The organism is Anaerohalosphaeraceae bacterium (assembly GCA_035378985.1).
In the GTDB taxonomy this organism is placed as follows: Bacteria; Planctomycetota; Phycisphaerae; order Sedimentisphaerales; family Anaerohalosphaeraceae; genus JAHDQI01.
In genome coordinates this window covers 38,714-56,920 of record DAOSUR010000007.1, presented here as the reverse complement: position 1 = coordinate 56,920, position 18,207 = coordinate 38,714, and the positions used below count along the sequence as shown (strand labels likewise).

Sequence of the window (18,207 nt, the reverse complement as noted above, 5' to 3'; positions counted from 1 at the left end):
ACTGCTCCTATTGAGGTGTCAAACGAATCCGGCACAGATTCACCGGACGCCAGTTTTTCAGGTCTTGCGTCTGAAGCGTCAGATGATAGACGCCGGACCTCTGAAAACGGATTGTCCCCGCTTCCACAAACCGCAGGTCCTCCCAGTCGTCCGTTCGGGGAAATCCGAAACGGAGTTTTTCCGAGCCGCAGGAGACCATCAGGGAAACCGGACCGATAGCGGCCGAGCCCTCCAGTCGGACGGCATAGCGCCCGGGCTTTCGAACGTGAACAAGCCAGTGGATTTTCTCCTGCGGGTCTTCCCAGATAATCCAGTTCAAACCGCCGTGTTCTCGGCGGTGAAGACGCTCTCCTTCGAGCAGTGCGGCGGCCGCTTCGAGCACCAGGGCATCGGGGCCGTAAAAGGGGTCGGCCTGAATGTCGAACCCCTCCAATTTGAAAACACAGGCATAGGAACAGGGACGCTGCGAGGGGGCAAGGTCAGGCACATCAATTGCCAGCCGATGGTTGCGGTCCACTCGAAACGGCAAGGCATCAGACAAGCCCAAAAGAGTAACTTTGGAGCGTAAATCGGAGGCACGCACCTGCAGGGATTGGGGCCGCAAAGGGCTTTTCGGCCAGCCGAATGTGATGACATAAAGGGTCCCCGCCTGAGATGTAAAACGAACCGGCATCTCATTCAAAGAGGATGAAAAGCCGCCCTCTCCGTACAAGTCCCAGGGACGGGTCGAATAAACAGCCGCACCGCTGACCCGAAGCCACCGCCCGATTTCGGAAAGAATCTGCTGCTGGTCGGAGGGGATTGTTCCATCGGCACGGGGACTGATGGTCAAAAGCAGAACCCCGTTTTTGCTGACGATATCAATCAATTCATAAATCAGCTCCTGGGCGGATTTCAACTGCAGCGACTCGGTGAAACAGCGGCTGTTTGCTCCGATAGAGTCGAGGGCGAGCCACAGGGAGGTTTGGATTGCCTGAACGCGTGCCGGTTCCAGAATCGGAATCCCTGCGCCTGCGGGAAAATCCTGAGGCAGTCCGGCTACAATAATGGATTGGCCGAATTGTCCCTGCTGACTGGAAACGAAGGCGGCCATGCGGCGTTTGTAAGCATCCGGGATGCCGTCAAGACCGGATTCAAAGACAATCTGGTCCGGCCGGCAGGTCTGGACGGCCTCCTGGATTTTGACCAGCCATCGCTCAAAACCGACCACCGGGTCAAGAAACTTTCCGTAAAGGTCCGCATATTGAGGGTCTGCCGTATCCCATCCTTCTTTGGTGAGAAACGTGTTCTGAAGAAGATTGGACGAATGATGAAAGCTCAGCACTGCCTTCAGTCCGCGTTTTTGCATCGCAGCGGATAATTCGGCGGCAATATTTCGCCGAGGCCCTAAATCCATTGCATTCCAGCGGTTGATTCGGCTGGCCCACATCGAAAACCCGTCGGCATGTTCGGCCACCAGACCGCCGAAGCGGGCCCCCGCCTCCGACATCAGGGCCGCCCATTCTTCGGCGTTAAAGTACTCCGCATTAAAAAGCGGGAAAAAATCCTTATATCCGAATACGGATGGGTCTCCGTATTTTTCCCGATGATGCCGATAAACCGGATGGCCTTCGAGATACATATTCCGAAAATACCATTCGTTATCAAAGGCAGGTACACTGTAAGGCCCCCAGCAGACAAGAATGCCGAATTTAGCATCCTTTAGCCATTGCGGCAATGAAGGTTCTTGAAGCGTCTCCTGAGCCGGCACTTCCCGGCCCTGAGACAAAGCTGTGCCAAAAGATGCGAGAACTATTCCGAGAGCCCCTAAAAAGAAGGAATCGATAAAAGACTGCATTTGTCCATAGTTCCTCCTCTTTTTCTCACAACGGTTCCGCCCCCCTGCAGCTGATTTTAAACAATTCATGAAGATTCTCCCAAAAGTTGCTTGAAATGCTATCCGATAGATTATAGGGTAGATACGGAGAAAACAAAGTTTTTTCGGAGGAATCCGAACGCTGCTAAAAAAACGCCAAAATAAAAACCTGTAGGGACCTCCTGCGGCTCGCGGAGGGTCCGGCTTTATTCGAAAGGGTCGGGAATGAAGCTTGCCTCCTGTTTTTACAACAACCGCGTTACATGCGGAATTGTAACGCCGGAAGGGTTTATTGACATTCCAACCGCCACTCAGGACAACCCGAAAAACCGCCTTCACAGCGTCAAGGAAATCCTGATTAAAGGGGCCGGTGCAATGGAAACGCTCCAGAAGATTTTGGAGCGGCCGACAGAAAAAATCCCTTATGACAACCTGATGTGGCTGGCTCCGATCCCCAAGCCCAACAAGATTCTGGCATTGGCGGGAAACTATCCGCAGCACATTCAGGAAACGGGCCGGTATAAGGATTTGCCGAATCTGACGGGCAAAAAAAGTCCCATTCGACCGTTTATGATGCCTCCGACAGCGGCCTGCGGCCATCAGAAAACGATTCTGTGGCCTCTGTACAGCGAGGAAGTGGATTACGAAATTGAACTGGCGGTCATTATCGGAAAAACGGCTCGTGCTCTCTCACCGGAACGAGCCAAAAATGTGATTGCCGGCTATACGATTGCCAATGATATTTCGGCGCGGTCGGTCACTTTCGGACGGAAAAAAGAAGCGGGCGGCGAAAAGGATTTTTATGAATGGCTGATGGGCAAATGGTCGGACGATTTTCTGCCGCTGGGGCCGTGGATGGTTACGGCGGATGAAATCGCCGACCCGCAGAATCTTCCGATGACCCTGAAAGTCAACGGGGAAGTGCGGCAAAGCGCCTCCACCGCCGAAATGATTTATACGGTTTACGAAATCGTTTCCTTCCTGAGCTACCTGATGACGCTGGAGCCGGGGGATGTGATTGCCACCGGCACGCCGCACGGGGTCGGCGCCGCAACCGGACGCTATCTGCAGCCCGGCGATGTGATGGAATGCACCATCGAAGGCATCGGCACGCTGACCAACCGAATGGGCGAAAAACCTCCGGCGTTTTACACCGGCGTACGATAAACTCCTTCTCTTATTCCAGTGTCCAGAGAATCAGGTTTTCCTGGTCTTTGATGTAGATGCGGCCGCCCGCAAGGACCGGATGCGCATAGGTCTGCGTCTGGGAAACCTTATAGGAGGCGGTTTGCTTAAACTCCTTCGGATTGGGCTCAAACACAACCAAATCGCCGGTCGGCGACAAAAACATCAGAACCGAACCGGCATCGACAATGGCTCCGAAACCGCCGCGGTCATACTGGGTCTGGCCGCGCCAGCCGAGCGTGCCGTCGGAGGCATTCAGGCAGAACAGATACCCATTGTCCGTAAGACCATAGAGAAAGCCCTGATGAAGAACGGGGGTATTGTATTTGGCGGACACTTCCTTGTTTTCCCAGAGCGAGCGGGCTGAAAACCCCTCTCCCTGCTTTTCCACTCGAACGGCAAACGTGCCCCGCTGAGCGCCGGAATAGATAACAGTCTGTCCATCAACAATCGGTGAGACGGAATTATAGGAGCGCTCCAGCGGCAGAAACGGCAGCTCCCAGAGAAGCTCACCGTCGCCCAGGGCCAGTCCGACCAGTTTCTTGTCGGTAAATGCGACCACCTGCCGGCTCCCCTCGACAGTCAGAAGAACCGGTGAAGCATAAGCGGGCCCTTCCTGCGTCCACTGCCAGCGGGGCTGACCGGAATTCAAATCATAGGCGATGACGCCGCCGTTCTCTTCCTTGCCCAGCTGAACAATCGCCATTCCTTCGGCTATCAAAGGCGAAACAGCCGTGTAAAACCGTACAACAGCCCCGGAATAGGGGTCGGTCCGCCACAGGAGTTTCCCGTCCTCCGCATTCAGACAGGAGACCACGCCGCCGACGCCGAGGGTGACCACCTTGCCTTCCCCGACGGCCGGGGAACTGCGGGGACCCGGAAATCGTCCCGGAGCCCCGGTGACTGCGGCGGCTTCATAGCGGTTGGACCAAATTTCTTTTCCGGTTTGAGCATCAAGGCACAAAATCACTTCTTCATTGCCCTGCCGGGTGAACAGATACAGCCGCTGTCCCACAAGGGCGGGAGTGGCTACCCCCTGTCCGACGGGCACAGACCACTGCTGTTTGAGTTCCGCCGGCCACTGGGAAGGAGCGGAAAAATCCTGTACTCTTCCGTCACGCCCCGGACCGCGCCATTGAGGCCAGTCGGCAGCAAAAACCCCCGATACCAACACAGATGCCAATCCGGTAAAAAAGAACAGAGACAAGATACCCTTTTTCATAAGACCCATCCTTTCGCGACCATTCCTGTTCCAAAAAAGATGAGCAGACCGATTACCGCCGGACCGTCGGGCTGCGCCGGACAGACTGTTCGGTTTTCTTCTTTTTCGGCTCAACATGCCCTTCGAGGACTTTCATCGCTTTGGCCACATCGGCGACCTTCAGAACACCGGTTGTGCGTCCGCCGCGAGCGCCTGCCGTGCAGTAGGCATACGAAATATTGATATGGGCATCGGCCAGCTTGCCCGTGACCGTCGCCAGCACACCGGCATGGTTTGGAAGATTTACGCAAAGCACCTCCGTTTCACTGAACTGGAGGTTGAGCCGCTTGAGGACGGCCCGCACGCGGTCGGCACCGTCTCCCACCAGACGCATCACGCCGTGCTCATACGAATCGGTCATGGTCAGGGCCACGATGTTGATTTTGGCTTCGGCGATTTCCTTCAAAATACGGGCCAGCACACCGGGCTTATTGACCATGAAAATCGAAAATTGGGTGTCCAGATACACGGTCGGCTCCTTTCCATATCAACTCTTTTTCTACGCAAAGAACCCTTATGGGTTCTGACGAAACGCATCCAACGCCTGGGTACAATCCGGAGAGAACTCAAAGATTCGGTCCAGATGGGTCACACGGAAAACCCGCATCAGATGGGGCTGAAGACCGCAGATTCGCATGCGCCCGCCGTATTCTCTCAGACGCCGCCAGGTATCCACCAGCAGGCCGAGCATCATCGATGAAAGAAAACGAACCCGGCCCAAATCGATAATCAAACGCGGGGGACGACGGGAGGCGATATAGTCGCGGAGCGCACCGGCGATTATCTCCAGTTCCGCCAAATTGACCGACTCCGCATTCAGGGTCGCAATCGCCGCTCCATCCTGTTCCGTCAGCGTAAGCCGGTTCGAAGCTTCCATAGGTTTGCTGTTTTCCTTTCTCCTCTATTGTATGCACCTGCCCGACTTTTGTCAATCCAGCGGGGTGCCCGCCTTCCAGCAGGCTGCCCAGCGGTCTTTTCCATATTCGAGCAGCGTTTGTTCCTCCCGAGCACACCGAGGTTCCGCCAAAGGACAGCGCGGGTGGAAAGGACAGCCGGAAGGGGGATTGGCAGGGCTGGGCACTTCACCCCGAAGAACGATGCGGTTGCGGCGGCGGCCCGGTTCGGGAACGGGAATCGCACTGAGCAGGGCCTGCGTATAAGGATGAAGAGGCTGTTCGAACAAGGCATCCCGCGGCGCCTGCTCAACAATGCGTCCCAGATACATCACCGCCACCCGGTCGCTGATATGGCGAACCACCGCCAAATCATGAGCAATAAACAGATACGTCAGCTTCAGCTGCTTCTGCAAGTCCATCAGCAGATTGATGATTTGAGACTGAATGGACACATCCAGCGCACTGACCGGCTCGTCGCAGACCAGAAATTTCGGGCCGAGGGCCAGGGCCCGGGCAATCCCGATGCGCTGCCGCTGCCCGCCGGAAAACTCGTGCGGATAGCGGTCCAGATAGCGGCGGGACAAACCGACCTGCTCGAGCAGTTCGACGACCCGCTGTCGGCGCTGCCGGCCGGAAGCCAGGCCGTGAACCTTCAGCGGCTCTCCGACAATGGCCTCAACATTCATCCGCGGATTGAGGGACCCATACGGGTCCTGAAACATAATCTGCATCTGACGGCGGAGAGGTTTGAGCCGGCCGGCCGGAATGGACAGCACATCCGTCCCGTCAAAAAAGACCCGGCCCCCGACGGCGGGAATCAGCCGAAGAATCGTCCGCCCCACCATCGTTTTGCCGCAGCCGCTTTCGCCCACCAGGCCCAGCGTTTGCCCCGGCTCAATCCGAAAACTGACGCCGTCCACCGCGCGGATAAAACCCGCCGTTCGGCCGAACAAACCGACTCGGATCGGAAAATAGGTCTTGAGGTCCTGAACCTCCAGCAGGGGCTTCTTCTCTGCAGACACCATCCGTTTATCCTCCGTATCCTTCCGCATACCAGCAGGCCACCCGGCGTCCCGGCATCACTTCCTTCAGGGGCGGCTCCTCGGTCCGGCATCGCTTGTCTCGACATCCGATGGAACAGCGGGGATGAAACTTGCAGCCGGAGGGAAAATCCACCGGATTGGGAACGGTTCCGGGGATGACCTCCAGACGGTCGCGCCGTTCATTCAGCCGCGGCAGCGAGCGAAGCAGTCCCCGTGTATAGGGATGCAGCGGCTTGTCAAACAGCGGCTCGACCGGCGCCGACTCCACAACCCGCGACGCATACATCACTACAACCGAATCGGCATTTTCCGCCACCACCCCCAAATCGTGGGTAATCAGCAGAATACTCATCTTCTGCTGCTGCCGCAGATGCCGGAGCAGGTCGAGAATCTGGGCCTGAATCGTCACATCCAGGGCCGTCGTGGGCTCGTCGGCAATCAGAAGCTTGGGCATGCAGGACAGCGCCATCGCAATCATCACGCGCTGCCGCATCCCGCCGCTGAGCTGATGCGGATATTCATCAAACCGCCGCTGCGGGTCGGCAATGCCCACCCTGGCCAGCATGTCGACCGCTGCCTGACGGGCCTGACGGGCGGTTTTTTTCTGGTGAAGCCGAATGGCCTCGACAATCTGGCTGCCGATGGTAAAAACCGGATTCAGACTGGTCATCGGCTCCTGAAAAATCATCGCAATCTCATTGCCGCGGATGCGCCGCATCTGAGACTCCGTCAGGGAAAGCAAATCGCGGTGTTCCAGAAGAATCCGTCCGGAAACGATCCGTCCGGGCGGCTGGGGCACCAGCCGCAGAATCGACAGGGCCGTAACGCTTTTTCCGCAGCCGCTTTCGCCGACCAGAGCCACGGTCTGTCCGCGCGGGATATCGAAACTGACCTCCTGAACGGCCCGGGCCAGCCCCTGCTCTGTGGAAAAGTGCGTCGAAAGATTCTGAATGGACAAAAGCGTATCCGTCATTTTAATCCACCCTCAATTTGGGGTCCAGGCAGTCGCGCAGGGCATCGCCAAAGAGATTCAGGGCCAGCGACAGCAGGAAGATGGCAATCGTGGCGGCGGTCATCTCCCACCAGACATCGCGGGCCAGTTCCGCCCGGGCCGCATCAATCATCGCGCCCCAGCTGGGTTTGTCAGTCTCGCCCAGTCCCAGAAAACTCAAAATCACCTCGGCATGGATGAAATGGACAAACCGAAGCGACAAGTCGATGATAATAATGTGAAATACATTCGGCAGCAGATGGGAAAAGATAATGCGGGCATTGGAACAGCCGGTCGCGCGGGCCGCCAGGACATATTCACTCTCCTTGCGTTTGATAAACTCTCCGCGGATCAGCCGGCAGATGCCCACCCAGGACGTCAGCCCCATCGCCAGATAGACACTCGTAATGCCCCGCAGCTCCAGTCCGAAAACGGTCTTATCCCGCAGCACCACGGCAAAGGCCATCAGCAAAAGCAGATAGGGAATCGTGCTGAGGGTGGAAATCAGCCAGATAATCAGTTCATCCAGCCGGCCGCGAAAATAGCCGGCGGCGGCCCCCAGCGGCACGCCGATGGCCAGACTAATCAGCGATGCAAAAAGGGCCACTGTAATGGAGGTCTTGGCCCCATACAGCGTTCGGCGGAAGGTCGAGCGGCCCATAAAATCCGTCCCCATCCATTCGCGGCGGATTTCGGTTTTGCCGTCCGCCGTCGTCCACTCATACGGAACCATCGGCTTCTGATAGGATGGGCCGACAATCTCATTCCAGCGAATAAACGCCGGGCTTTCCCACTTGCACGCCTCCGCAATCCATTCAAAGACAGCCAGCCCGAAATAGAAGACAATAATCCAAAAACAGACGACGGCCAGCCGCTGCTTGCGGAGACGGCGAATCCCATCCGCCCACAAAGAGCGGCCCGGCGGGATATGCTCTTCAGTCCCCGGCTGAAAGGACGAATTATTCGAGTTTGATTCGCGGGTCGGCCCAGGCATAGCAGATGTCCGTCAATAAGGTAAAGACCACAATCAGCAGCGAAAAGATAAACGTCATCGCATTGATAATAAAGAAATCGCGGGAGGCAATCGCCTCAATCATTAGTGAACCCAAACCCGGGATTCCGAAAAACCGCTCCAGCAGAAGAGAACCCAAAAACAGATAGGGAATCGACAGAACTACACTGGTAATAATCGGAATCAGGGCGTTCTTGAGCACGTGCTTGAAAAGGACTTTGGAGGTGGAAAGCCCTTTGGCAAAGGCCGTCCGCACATAATCGCTTCGCATTTCATCCAGCACAATCGTGCGGTAAAACCGAAGATTGCCGCCCAGACCGGCGGCGATGCCGATCAGCACCGGCAGCGTCAGACTGGTCAGAAGGGACTCTTCGGGCATATACATAATCGGAAACATCCCCAGTTTGTAGGCGAAGATATACTGGCCGTAGATGATAAAACTCAGATACGGGATGCTCATTCCGGCTACGCAGAGCACCACCGCCGCCACATCCAGCCAGCTGCCCCGGACGAACGCCACCATCAGGGCCAGCGAAATCGACAGGACCAGCGTCCCCAGAAACATCGGAACCGTCAAAGACAGAGACGGGCCGACGCCCCGGAGGATTTTGTCGCTGATTTTTTCTCGGTCCAGGGCCCGTCCGAAATTGAACGTCAGGGCCTTGCGGAAATGGTCAATAAACTGACTGTCCAGCGACCAGAAAAGCGGCTTATCGAACCCGTACTCGTGGCGGATTTCCGCGATGGTTTCCGCATCGGCATTTTTGCCGGCAATCTGCTGGGAAATATCTCCGCCGACAACGGAAAAGAGAAAAAACGTCAGCAACAGCACGCCGACGACAATCGGAATCGTATAAAGCAGTCTTCGAATGATATAGACAGTCATTTGGGTTTCTTTTTGAGCTCGTTCAGGAGTTCTTTATACCGGTTTCGCTTGTCCAGGTCAATCCTTCTGTACTTGGCGGTATTATAGGAAAACTCATGGGGCTTGGCGTTTTTGTACCAGCCGTGAATAATTGCAATCGCAACGCAGTGATTCAGAAAAACAGCCGGATAGTCTTCGAGCATAATCCGCTCCATCTGACGGCACAGGCGGGTTCGTTCCGGCCCAGGGAACATCGGCTCAGCCTGCCGGTACAGGGCGTCAAATTCCGGATTGGAATAAAAGAAATGGTTGCCGCCGTAGCCCCAGTTCCAGGAGCAGAATCCCATCAGCATATCGAGGGAGTCTGGAATGCTCGGACTGGCCCCGCTGAAGAAAATCTGAAGTTTGCCCTTGTTCAGCCCGTCCAGATAGGTCGGCCAGTCCATATAATCCACGCGAAGCTGCAGGCCGACATCCGCCAGATATTTCTGCAGAAACTGCCCAATCTGACGGTCCAGATTCGACGTACCCGGAATAGCGATGGTCAGCGGAGGAATGGGCCCGCCGTGAATCCGCTGCGCTTCCCGAAGCAGCGCACGGGCTTCCGCGGGGTCATATTTGGCATAATCGGTATGGACAATATTGGGGTCATATTCCTCCAGCCCCGGCGGCAGATAGCCGTGTGCGACCTTGTGCACGCCGTTGAAAAACAGGCGAATGGCGGCCTGGCGGTCAATCGCCCGGCTGACGGCCTTCCGGAGCGGCTTATTCCGGCCCAGAACAGGGTCCTGCATATTGAAACCGATCCAGAAAACCGATGGGTCGTCAAAAACGAGCAGCCGAATATCGCGTTCGGCCATTGCGGGGGTCGCCGTCAGGGTATCCGGGTTCACGGCCTGAGCGAAGTTGTCCTTAAAAATCTGCATAATGTCCAAATCGCCGCGAAGAAACATCAGCCAGGCGGGCTGAAACTCTTCAATGATGCGGTACACAATCGCATCCGCAAACGGAAGCGGCTTGCCGGCGTCCTCCAGATAGCCGTTCTCCCAATCGGACGGCTCACCCTCCGTCGGATAGGTTCCGCCGTGCCATTTTTCATTGCGAACCAGTTCGATATAAAACCCCCGCTCCCAGACCTTGAGGCGAAACGGACCGGTGCCGACGGGATGATACAGGATGTCTTTGCCGTAATAATCCACGGCTTCGCGCGGCACCGGGGCCGTCACAGCGGAGGCCAGATACCAAATCAGCTGGGGCCAGGGCTTGGTCAGCTTCAGCTGGAGCGTATAATCATCCAGAGCCCGCAGCCCTTCCACCTCCGCGCTGTAATCCACATCCGACTCCCGCCGAAACCCCTTGGTGTATTCGCGAAACTCATCCAGACCGACAATGCGTCCGTTCCAGTCGGTCCACCGCTGACTCATATATTTGACGTTGGCGATGCGTTTGAGGGCAAAGACAAAGTCCCCTGCTTTGACCTCCCGCCCTTTGCCGTCGGGAAAACACGGGTCGTCGTGATAAAAAATGCCTTTTCGAATGCGGATGGTATAGGTCAGATGGTCCTCACTGATGTCCGGCATCCCTTCGGCCAGCAAGGGCACCAGTTCCACCGGACGCTTGAGGTAATGATATTCATACAGGGATTCGTAAATCTGCGAGGCCACCCCGATGGAATAGACATCCGTCAGGTTGCCGCAGTCGAGCGTCTGAATCTTGGAAAACATCGGCACCCGGATGACCATCCGTTCCGAAGCGGAGGAATCCGGTCTCCTGCGGCAGCCGGCCGTCAAACAGGCGGCCAGGACCAGTACAGTCACGGCAGCCGGACGAACTTGAACGATTCTTTTTTTCATTCGTACTGCTTCCAATAGGCACGACGCTTGTCCGCATCGATTCGATAATACTTGGCGAATCCTCCTCCCATACATTCGGCTTTATAGGCGTTCGGCTTGAAATTTCCGATCCAGTCGTGATAGAGAATATACCCGATGCGGTGATACACAAAGGCCACAGGCATATCCTCAATCACCAGCCGCTCGGCCTGCCGATACAAGCGGGTCCGCTCCGGCGAAGGCGGCAGAACCCGAATCTGCTCATACAGCCGGTCAAATTCGGGGCTGGAATAATTGCTGCTGTTGGGCCAGGGAGCATTCGGACCGTAAAACACCTGCAGAAAACTTTCCGTATCGGGATAATCGGCCATCCAGCCGGTCCCGCCGATCAGCTGAAGCTGATTGGTGCGCATCTTTTCCAAAAAGGTCGGCCAGTCGAACACCTCAATCTGAACCTGAAGACCGATTTCCTGAATATTTCGCTGAAAATACTGAGCGATTTGGCGATAGGTGGTATCGGTGCCGCCGACCGCCAGCCGAAGCCGCGGAATCGGGCCGCCGTGAATCCGCTCGGCTTCGCGCAGCCAGGTGCGGGCTTTCTCCAGGTCAAAAACAGAACGGGAAACCTGCACGATATTGGGGTCATAATCCTCCATCGCCGGTGAAATAAATCCATGGGCGACAATCCCCCGGCCGTTCATCAGCAGCTCAATGAATTTTTCCCGGTCTATCGCATAGTTGATGGCCAGCCGGAGCGGCTTATTTCTGCCCAGAATCGGGTCGCTCATATTGAAGGACACATAAAACACATTCGGCTCAATAAACGTCTGCAGCCGAATCCCCCTTCGCTTCATCTCCTCCGTCAGGGTCTTGCCGAAGGCAACGGCCTGTCCAAAATTGTCCTTCGGGATGGAATTGATATCAATCCGCCCCCGCATAAACATCAGCCAGCGGGGCTGGTCTTCCTCGATGATGCGCCAGATAATCCGGTCAATAAAGGGCACCGGCAGACCCGCATCCGCCAAAAGGCCCTGTTCCATGTCTTCGGGCATCCCTTCATTCGGGTAAAAATCGGGGCGGTAAGAAGGGTTGCGGACGGCCTCGATATAACTGCCTTTGACCCACTTCTTCAGAACAAACGGTCCGGTGCCGACGGCGTGGTTTCGAATCTCATCCCCATAATACTCCACCGCCTCGCGGGCCATCGGCGCCGTCGGCACGTGGGCCAGCCAGTAAATCAACTGCGGCCACGGACGAATCAGCCGTATCCGCAAGACATACGGCTCGACCGCCTCCAGCCCCTCCACCGGCCGGGTATAATCCACCCGCCCTTTTTCACAGGTTTTGGAATACTCGCGGAATTCATTGAGGCCGACAATCCGCCCGTCGAAAATCCACCAGTTCTTGCTGGCGGTCTTGACATCGGCGATCCGCTTCCAGGCGTAGATAAAATCCTCTGCCGTCACATTGCGGCCTTTGCCGTTCGGAAAGCAGGGAGCATCGTGGAAATAAACATCCGAACGAATCCGAATGACATAGGTGCAGCCGTCTTCGGAAACCTCCGGCATCGCAGCGGCCAGCTGCGGCACCAATTCGTACGGACGCTTGAGATAATGATAATAATACAGCGTTTCAAAGAATTCGCGTGAAACCTCATCGGTGGGCACATCGCCGATTTGGGCCGGGTCGAGGGTTTGAATCTTGGCCCGGGAACGCTGCTGGAAAAGAATTTCAGAACGAGAAGACGAATCTTTGGGCCGGCAGGATGCCGCCAGCAGCCCCAGAATCAGCACGCCGAACATCCCCCTTCGTTTCCAGCGAATCGGTTCGGTTATCGGCTGCGTTTTCAAACGATCCACGGCTCATTTCCTTTGGGGCCTCTCGGGAAGGAGGACAGAAATGCATTTCGACTACCCGGCGGAAGAAGCGGCCGGCGACGCAAAGCAGTTCGGCAGCGTCGGAGGAACCGTCAGAGGCCGACCGTCTGCATCCCGCCCGAAATCAATTCCCAGCCGCGTCGGCAGCGTTCCGCGACGGCTGACCGTTCCCATCAGCTCCTCATAAACCGCCTGCAATCCTCCGGTTCGTTCAAAAGCCCGGCGAATACCGGGAGTCGAAATCTCCAGCTTCGGCAGCAGACGGTCTTCCGTCTCCGCCATCACCGTAATCAGCTGGGTGCGGGCCTCTTCCGAAAGATTTTTTCCGCCGGCGGCCTCATTCTGGAGCCATCGCTGCATGACAGCGCTCAGCAAAAGTACAAAACGCCGGCCGGCGGCGGTTTTCTCCTCCGGCACTTTTGCCGACACATACTTCTCCGTCAGGGCAGTCAGAATGCGTCCATCCAGCCAGGCACTTTTTTCCTGACACTTCGTATAGTCATTCAGCCGCCGAGCCGTCAGCTGCTCAAGCAGTTCCCCGGAACGGGCATCCTGCCAAGCCGCTGCAAAGCCGGCCGTCAGCGCCAGAATCTCCGGCAGCGGCTCCTTTTGAATCAGCGACCGGAGTGTCTCAAAAATCTTCTGGGTCACCTCGGGATCGGCGGTTGTCTCCGAATTCAGCTGTTTGGCGATTTCCGGATCCGTCAAAGACTTAACCGCCCAGTAGCGTACTACAGCATCTTCATCCTGCGACCAGAGAACGCCGAATTCCGTCAGAAGCAAACTACGCAGCTCGGCAATTAAAATAGCCAAATTGAGACGGACCAGCCGACGGCGCGCCGAGTCGTCAATTCGCTCCAAAGAGGTTTGGGCCAGGGTCCGAAGACGATCGCGAAGAATGGTTACATAAGCGGTGGCATACAAACTTAAGTCTTTTGTGCCTTTCTGCTCCACAATCTGCCGGCGTGTTTTGGCCATTTCTTCGGATTGCTCGGCCAGAAACATCTCGTTTAAGGCAGCCAAAATGAACTTGTCGATTTCGGCTTTGTCTTGTTCGGAGATGGCTGTTGCGGACTCGGCTTTGGTTCGTACGGCCGTAACGGCCTCTGTGGGAACGACGGCCTGTGCGAATGAAGCAAACACCCCTGCGGTCAGAAAGAAAAAGACCCTTTTCATCGGCTTGCACCTTCAGAAAACGAATTTACTGTATCCACAATATACGAGAGTACGCAAAGGATAGCCCGCCGAAGCTGTTCTGTCAAGGATTTAAGCCACAGGAGAGGTCCAATTTCGAAGTTTTTCCAGTCCGATAATGAAAAAGACGGGAAAGCACCTCAAACAGAAGGGTTTTTTAACCGACAAAGTAAACGAGTCGAAATCATTGATTCTTCTCAGGAAAAAATTGAAAGAACGGTTCCAAGACGTATATTGCTAATAGAAAGAATGGGTATTAAGCCGATGAACAAGACACGTTTTTGTCTTTTTATGCTTTTTTTGCCTGCCGTCCTTCTGACGTTTGGGTCGTCTGTGTTCGGGCAGGAAAAAACCAACGAACCGAATTCCCCGCCTAACCCGTCTGAAAAACAGAGCCCACCTTCCGCCGAACCGAACAGCCCGTCGGAAAACGGAAATGGGACAGGCAATCATTCTTCTATCGTCGACGAACAGTCGGACAGCCGCATTCCGGAATTTTTTGACCTATGTGACCGCATTTTTTCCACCTATGTGACGGAAAACGGACTGGTCAAGTACGCCGCCCTGCGGAGAAATCGGCTGGATTTGCTGCCGGCGATGCGGCTGCTGAAAGAAATCAATCCCCTGCACCTGATGGCTCTCAGTCAGAACGACAAAACGGCCTTCTGGATTAACGTGTACAATCTGTGCACCCTGCAGCTGATTATAGACAATTATCCGATTCAGCCGAAATGGTATATGATTCGCTATCCCAGCAACAGCATCATGCAGATCTCCAACCCCTGGACAAAGAATTTTTTCTGGGTGCAGGGTCTTCAGTACAACCTGGAAGAGATTGAGCAGGAATTTCTGCTGGCCCGCACCAAAGACCCGCGGGTTTGTTTTGTCCTGTCTTATGCCAGTGTGGGCGGAGGACGCCAGCGCAATGAGGCCTATCGAGGCAGCAAACTGGACCAGCAGCTGGACGACCAGGTGCGCAGGTATCTGTTCAGTCCGCAGGGGTATTCGCTGAACCGGGAAGAACAAACCGTCTCTCTGTCCGTGCTGTTCCAGACCAAACGAACAGTCTTTCTGGAATCGGAATACGCTTCTATCCGGCGGTTTCGGGACTATCCGGGGCTTCAGCGGGCCTGGCTGAACTTTTTAGCACGTTATCTAAGCGCCGAAGAAATTCAATTTCTTGAAACCACGCCGGTGACCTTCAAAATGATTAACTACGACTGGCGTCTGGATGAGATTCCTTAGTCTCTCTTTCAAACCGGTGTGAATGCGGTCCATCAAGCAAGGGTTCTTATGAATGCGGAGATACTTCTTCCGCCCGGCAGCGGATAAAGCGTTTTTTCATCCATCGAACGGCCAGCAAATCTGCAAATGCCCGGAACAGTCTGTTCCAGACCCCGTATTTGGCCCGTCCGGCGTATCGGGGATGGTGCGAAACAGGCACCTCGATGACTCGATATCCCTGCATTTTGACCAGCGTGGGCATAAATCGGTGCATCCCTTCAAAAAACGGCAGCCGTTCCAGACAGCACTGCTTGTAAACCTTCAGCGAACAGGCCGAGTCGTGAATCGTTTCATCGGTCAGCTTGTTGCGGACAAAGTTGGCGATTTTCGTGGAGACCTTGCGAAGCCAGGGGTCCTGCCGCTTCTGCCGCCAGCCGCACACGGCATCGGCTTTGTCGAGCATAGCCATCAGACGAGGGACTTCCGCCGGGTCATTTTGAAGGTCCGCATCCAGCGTCGCAACAATCCGGCCCCGAACCGCCTGAAAACCGGCCCACATCGCCGCCGTCTGGCCGTGGGGGCCGTCCAGTTTGAGAATCCGCAGCCAGGGCGTCGTTTTCTGTTCGGCCTTCAGAATCTCCAGCGTTCGGTCCGTGCTTCCGTCATCGACAAGAATCACCTCAAAGGAAAGACCGGACTTCTCGAAAACCTCTCGTATCCGCTTCAGCAGCGGTCCAACCGTTTCCTCTTCATTGCGGGCGGGAATCACCAGCGATAATTCGACAGGACTCATATCAGTTTGACTCCGCGGCCGGCTTTTTTGCATCCGAACGGCGTCCCTCCGAGTCCTCTGCCGAAAGACTCGGCTCCGACGAAACCTCCGCCAGCCGCTGCTTGTAAATCAGCCACAGGTTTCGCAGATAAATAAACACACCGGCGGACTGACCGAAAATAAAAACCGGGTCCCGGCGGTAAAGCGAATATACCAGCAACATCAGACCGCCGGCCAGACTGAACCACCAAAACACCACCGGTACCACACTTTGACCGGCTTTTTCTGAAGCAATCCACTGGACAAAAAACCGCAGAAAGAAAAGCGTCTGGGCCGCCAAACCGAACACAACCCACAGCAGCTCCATCGTCAGCCACGGTGGAAAAACGGCTTCCACAGACGGATACTCAACCGGTGCAGACGGCCATTCTTTCGCCGTCAGAATATACAGCCCCGAATAATTCCCAATCTCGCCTGAAACGTCTTCCGGTTCCTGGTCATCCTCATCCAATCGTGAAGCACGCAGCGACGGCAGCAGAATATCCCGTTTTTCCAGCGGATAGAAAAAAACGATATGCGGTGCCGCCTGACGGGCCTGAGCAAGCTTTTCCCCACGCACAATTACGAAGCCGTCCGGATGACTCCGCAAAAACTCCTCCAGCCGCTCGGTGCCGCTCAGAGACGGAATCGGACGCCGCAGGTGATAGACAAGCGTTTCATCTTTTCCCTCAAAATAAGCAATCGGACTGTCCCCGATGACCTGGCGAACCTGCTGACAGAATCGCGCCGGCGACAGCCGAACATCTTCACGCGGAAGCAGAAAACAGAAAAGAACATACCCGCCGACCAGCAGACCGGCAGATTGAGAAATCAATACCGCCGACAGTTTTTTTCGGAAAAGAAACCAAATGGAAACCGCCCCTCCCAAAATCAACCCCGCGCCGGCAGTCAGCAGAAAAACCGTCCTACGAAAAGGGTCAAACACAGCATATCCGGCTACAGCCAGTCCCGCCAAAATAACAAGAGCGGCCTGGCCAACAAGCAATCCCTGATTGAACCGCGCAGAGGGAGCGTTTTGCTGAAGATTTCGACTGATTTGCCCCCATGCCGCCGCTGTCAAAATCCCCGCCATCGGCAGCAGCGGCGCCAGATAATCAATCTTTTTTTTCCCCACAAAGGAAAAACAAAGCACCGCCGCCGCTATAGTTAAGCTCAGCCAAAGTGTTTTTCGCTGCAGATCTCTGTCCGGACGCACTTCCTTCCACAAAGGCAGAAAAACAGCAGCCGCCGCCGGCACTGACCAGGGAAACGTTGCCAGCGGAAACTGGGTCAGATAAAAATAAAACGGACGCCGACTGTTTACGCCGGCTTCTACATTCCGAAGAATATCCGAAAACCAAACCTGCCGAACCGTCTTCAAACCGAGGCGCTGAATCAGCAAAAATGGCCAGAAGAGGGAAAGCCCAGCAAAAACAAGCAAAGCCCCCAGCAGCCATCCGAACCGAGGGCGTCTGTCCGGAAACAGCCAAAACGCCCAGACAGCCATCGGCACCACAAAAAAGAACACCACCGGCCCCTTCGCCAGAGTACCCAGTGCGGCTGACGCCCCCAGGGCCGGCCACAGCCAGTCTCGACGCGGCTCTCCCCAAAAAATGCTTGATACAATCAGCAGCGACAGGGTCACGGTAAAGGCCAGATAAATATCCACTTCGGCGCTGCGGGATTCAATCAGATAGCTGAGCGTCAGCGAAAGAAACAGGACTGTAAGCAAACCGGCCCGTCTGCCGAACAGCTGCGCGGAACAGGCCGCCGCCATCAGTACACCGGCCAATCCGAGCAATGCAGAGGGCAGTCGAAACACCCGTTCTTCCATTGTTCCGGCTATCGAACGGGCCGCGGCAACCACCCAATAAGGAAGAGGCGGCTTTTCCAGACGAATCCGGCCATTAAACACCGGAACAATCCAATCGCCGCTTCGAACCATATTTTCCGCCGTCACCACAACACGGGCCTCATGAACACTCTTCAATTCAGGATATTCTATCCGGGCAAAAAAAAGGCCCCATGCCAGCAGCGTCGCCAGAATAAGCCCAACAACGGAAAAAGAACCGGATTCTTTCGTCCTCAAATTCATTGCTTGCCGATTATAAATACTCTCTCCGCCGTGTCCAGTTTTTCCTGCAGAGAGAAATTGGATGAT

Annotated in this window: 15 protein-coding genes; 2 read left to right on the top strand and 13 right to left on the bottom strand. The window is 55.5% G+C overall.

Features of this window, described 5'->3' with window-relative positions; genetic code table 11:
* Positions 1-7 precede the first annotated feature (7 nt).
* Positions 8-1,837, bottom strand: a complete 1,830-nt coding sequence (locus PKY88_06750) for an alpha-L-fucosidase (protein ID HOQ04895.1) — start codon at positions 1,835-1,837, stop codon at positions 8-10.
* Between the two features lie 243 nt (positions 1,838-2,080).
* Between PKY88_06750 and PKY88_06745 the strand changes: the two genes are divergently transcribed.
* Complete coding sequence (locus PKY88_06745) at positions 2,081-3,022, top strand: fumarylacetoacetate hydrolase family protein (protein HOQ04894.1); 942 nt, start codon at positions 2,081-2,083, stop codon at positions 3,020-3,022.
* A 10-nt stretch (positions 3,023-3,032) separates the two neighbouring features.
* Here PKY88_06745 and PKY88_06740 read toward each other — a convergent pair whose 3' ends face one another.
* The 10 genes from PKY88_06740 to PKY88_06695 are packed head-to-tail and all read right to left on the bottom strand — an operon-like array spanning position 3,033 to position 13,993.
* Entirely contained in the window at positions 3,033-4,262 is a 1,230-nt protein-coding gene (locus PKY88_06740) for a PQQ-binding-like beta-propeller repeat protein (protein ID HOQ04893.1), read from the bottom strand.
* A 52-nt stretch (positions 4,263-4,314) separates the two neighbouring features.
* On the bottom strand, positions 4,315-4,770 hold the full coding sequence (locus PKY88_06735) for an ACT domain-containing protein (GenBank protein HOQ04892.1): 456 nt from the start codon (positions 4,768-4,770) through the stop codon (positions 4,315-4,317).
* 45 nt (positions 4,771-4,815) lie between these two features.
* Positions 4,816-5,178 carry an STAS domain-containing protein gene (locus PKY88_06730; protein HOQ04891.1) on the bottom strand — a complete coding sequence of 121 codons (363 nt, stop codon included), beginning with the start codon at positions 5,176-5,178 and terminating at the stop codon, positions 4,816-4,818.
* A gap of 51 nt (positions 5,179-5,229) precedes the next feature.
* Positions 5,230-6,249 carry a dipeptide ABC transporter ATP-binding protein gene (locus PKY88_06725; protein HOQ04890.1) on the bottom strand — a complete coding sequence of 340 codons (1,020 nt, stop codon included), beginning with the start codon at positions 6,247-6,249 and terminating at the stop codon, positions 5,230-5,232.
* Positions 6,227-7,213, bottom strand: coding sequence for an ABC transporter ATP-binding protein (locus PKY88_06720; GenBank protein HOQ04889.1), 987 nt, complete (start codon positions 7,211-7,213; stop codon positions 6,227-6,229). Before PKY88_06720 ends, PKY88_06725 begins: the two co-directional genes overlap by 23 nt.
* 1 nt (position 7,214) lies before the next feature.
* Positions 7,215-8,225 carry an ABC transporter permease gene (locus PKY88_06715; GenBank protein ID HOQ04888.1) on the bottom strand — a complete coding sequence of 337 codons (1,011 nt, stop codon included), beginning with the start codon at positions 8,223-8,225 and terminating at the stop codon, positions 7,215-7,217.
* Positions 8,191-9,129 carry an ABC transporter permease gene (locus tag PKY88_06710; protein HOQ04887.1) on the bottom strand — a complete coding sequence of 313 codons (939 nt, stop codon included), beginning with the start codon at positions 9,127-9,129 and terminating at the stop codon, positions 8,191-8,193. The genes PKY88_06715 and PKY88_06710 overlap by 35 nt, the downstream gene beginning before the upstream one ends.
* Positions 9,126-10,961: an ABC transporter substrate-binding protein gene (locus PKY88_06705; GenBank protein HOQ04886.1), complete on the bottom strand. Its 1,836-nt coding sequence runs from the start codon at positions 10,959-10,961 to the stop codon at positions 9,126-9,128. The genes PKY88_06710 and PKY88_06705 overlap by 4 nt, the downstream gene beginning before the upstream one ends.
* The gene (locus tag PKY88_06700; protein ID HOQ04885.1) at positions 10,958-12,799 is read right to left on the bottom strand and encodes an ABC transporter substrate-binding protein; all 1,842 of its coding nucleotides are present in this window, start codon (positions 12,797-12,799) and stop codon (positions 10,958-10,960) included. Before PKY88_06700 ends, PKY88_06705 begins: the two co-directional genes overlap by 4 nt.
* 51 nt (positions 12,800-12,850) lie before the next feature.
* Positions 12,851-13,993, bottom strand: coding sequence for a hypothetical protein (locus tag PKY88_06695; GenBank protein ID HOQ04884.1), 1,143 nt, complete (start codon positions 13,991-13,993; stop codon positions 12,851-12,853).
* Between the two features lie 282 nt (positions 13,994-14,275).
* Between PKY88_06695 and PKY88_06690 the strand changes: the two genes are divergently transcribed.
* A complete protein-coding gene (locus tag PKY88_06690; GenBank protein ID HOQ04883.1) occupies positions 14,276-15,256 on the top strand; it encodes a DUF547 domain-containing protein in 981 nt (326 codons plus the stop codon).
* Positions 15,257-15,302: 46 nt separating this feature from the next.
* On the opposite strand, the gene PKY88_06685 is transcribed toward PKY88_06690, so the two are convergent.
* Both PKY88_06685 and PKY88_06680 read right to left on the bottom strand, forming a co-directional pair.
* Positions 15,303-16,028 carry a glycosyltransferase family 2 protein gene (locus tag PKY88_06685; protein ID HOQ04882.1) on the bottom strand — a complete coding sequence of 242 codons (726 nt, stop codon included), beginning with the start codon at positions 16,026-16,028 and terminating at the stop codon, positions 15,303-15,305.
* Position 16,029: 1 nt separating this feature from the next.
* Positions 16,030-18,141 carry a lipid-A-disaccharide synthase N-terminal domain-containing protein gene (locus PKY88_06680; GenBank protein ID HOQ04881.1) on the bottom strand — a complete coding sequence of 704 codons (2,112 nt, stop codon included), beginning with the start codon at positions 18,139-18,141 and terminating at the stop codon, positions 16,030-16,032.
* Positions 18,142-18,207: the final 66 nt, after the last annotated feature.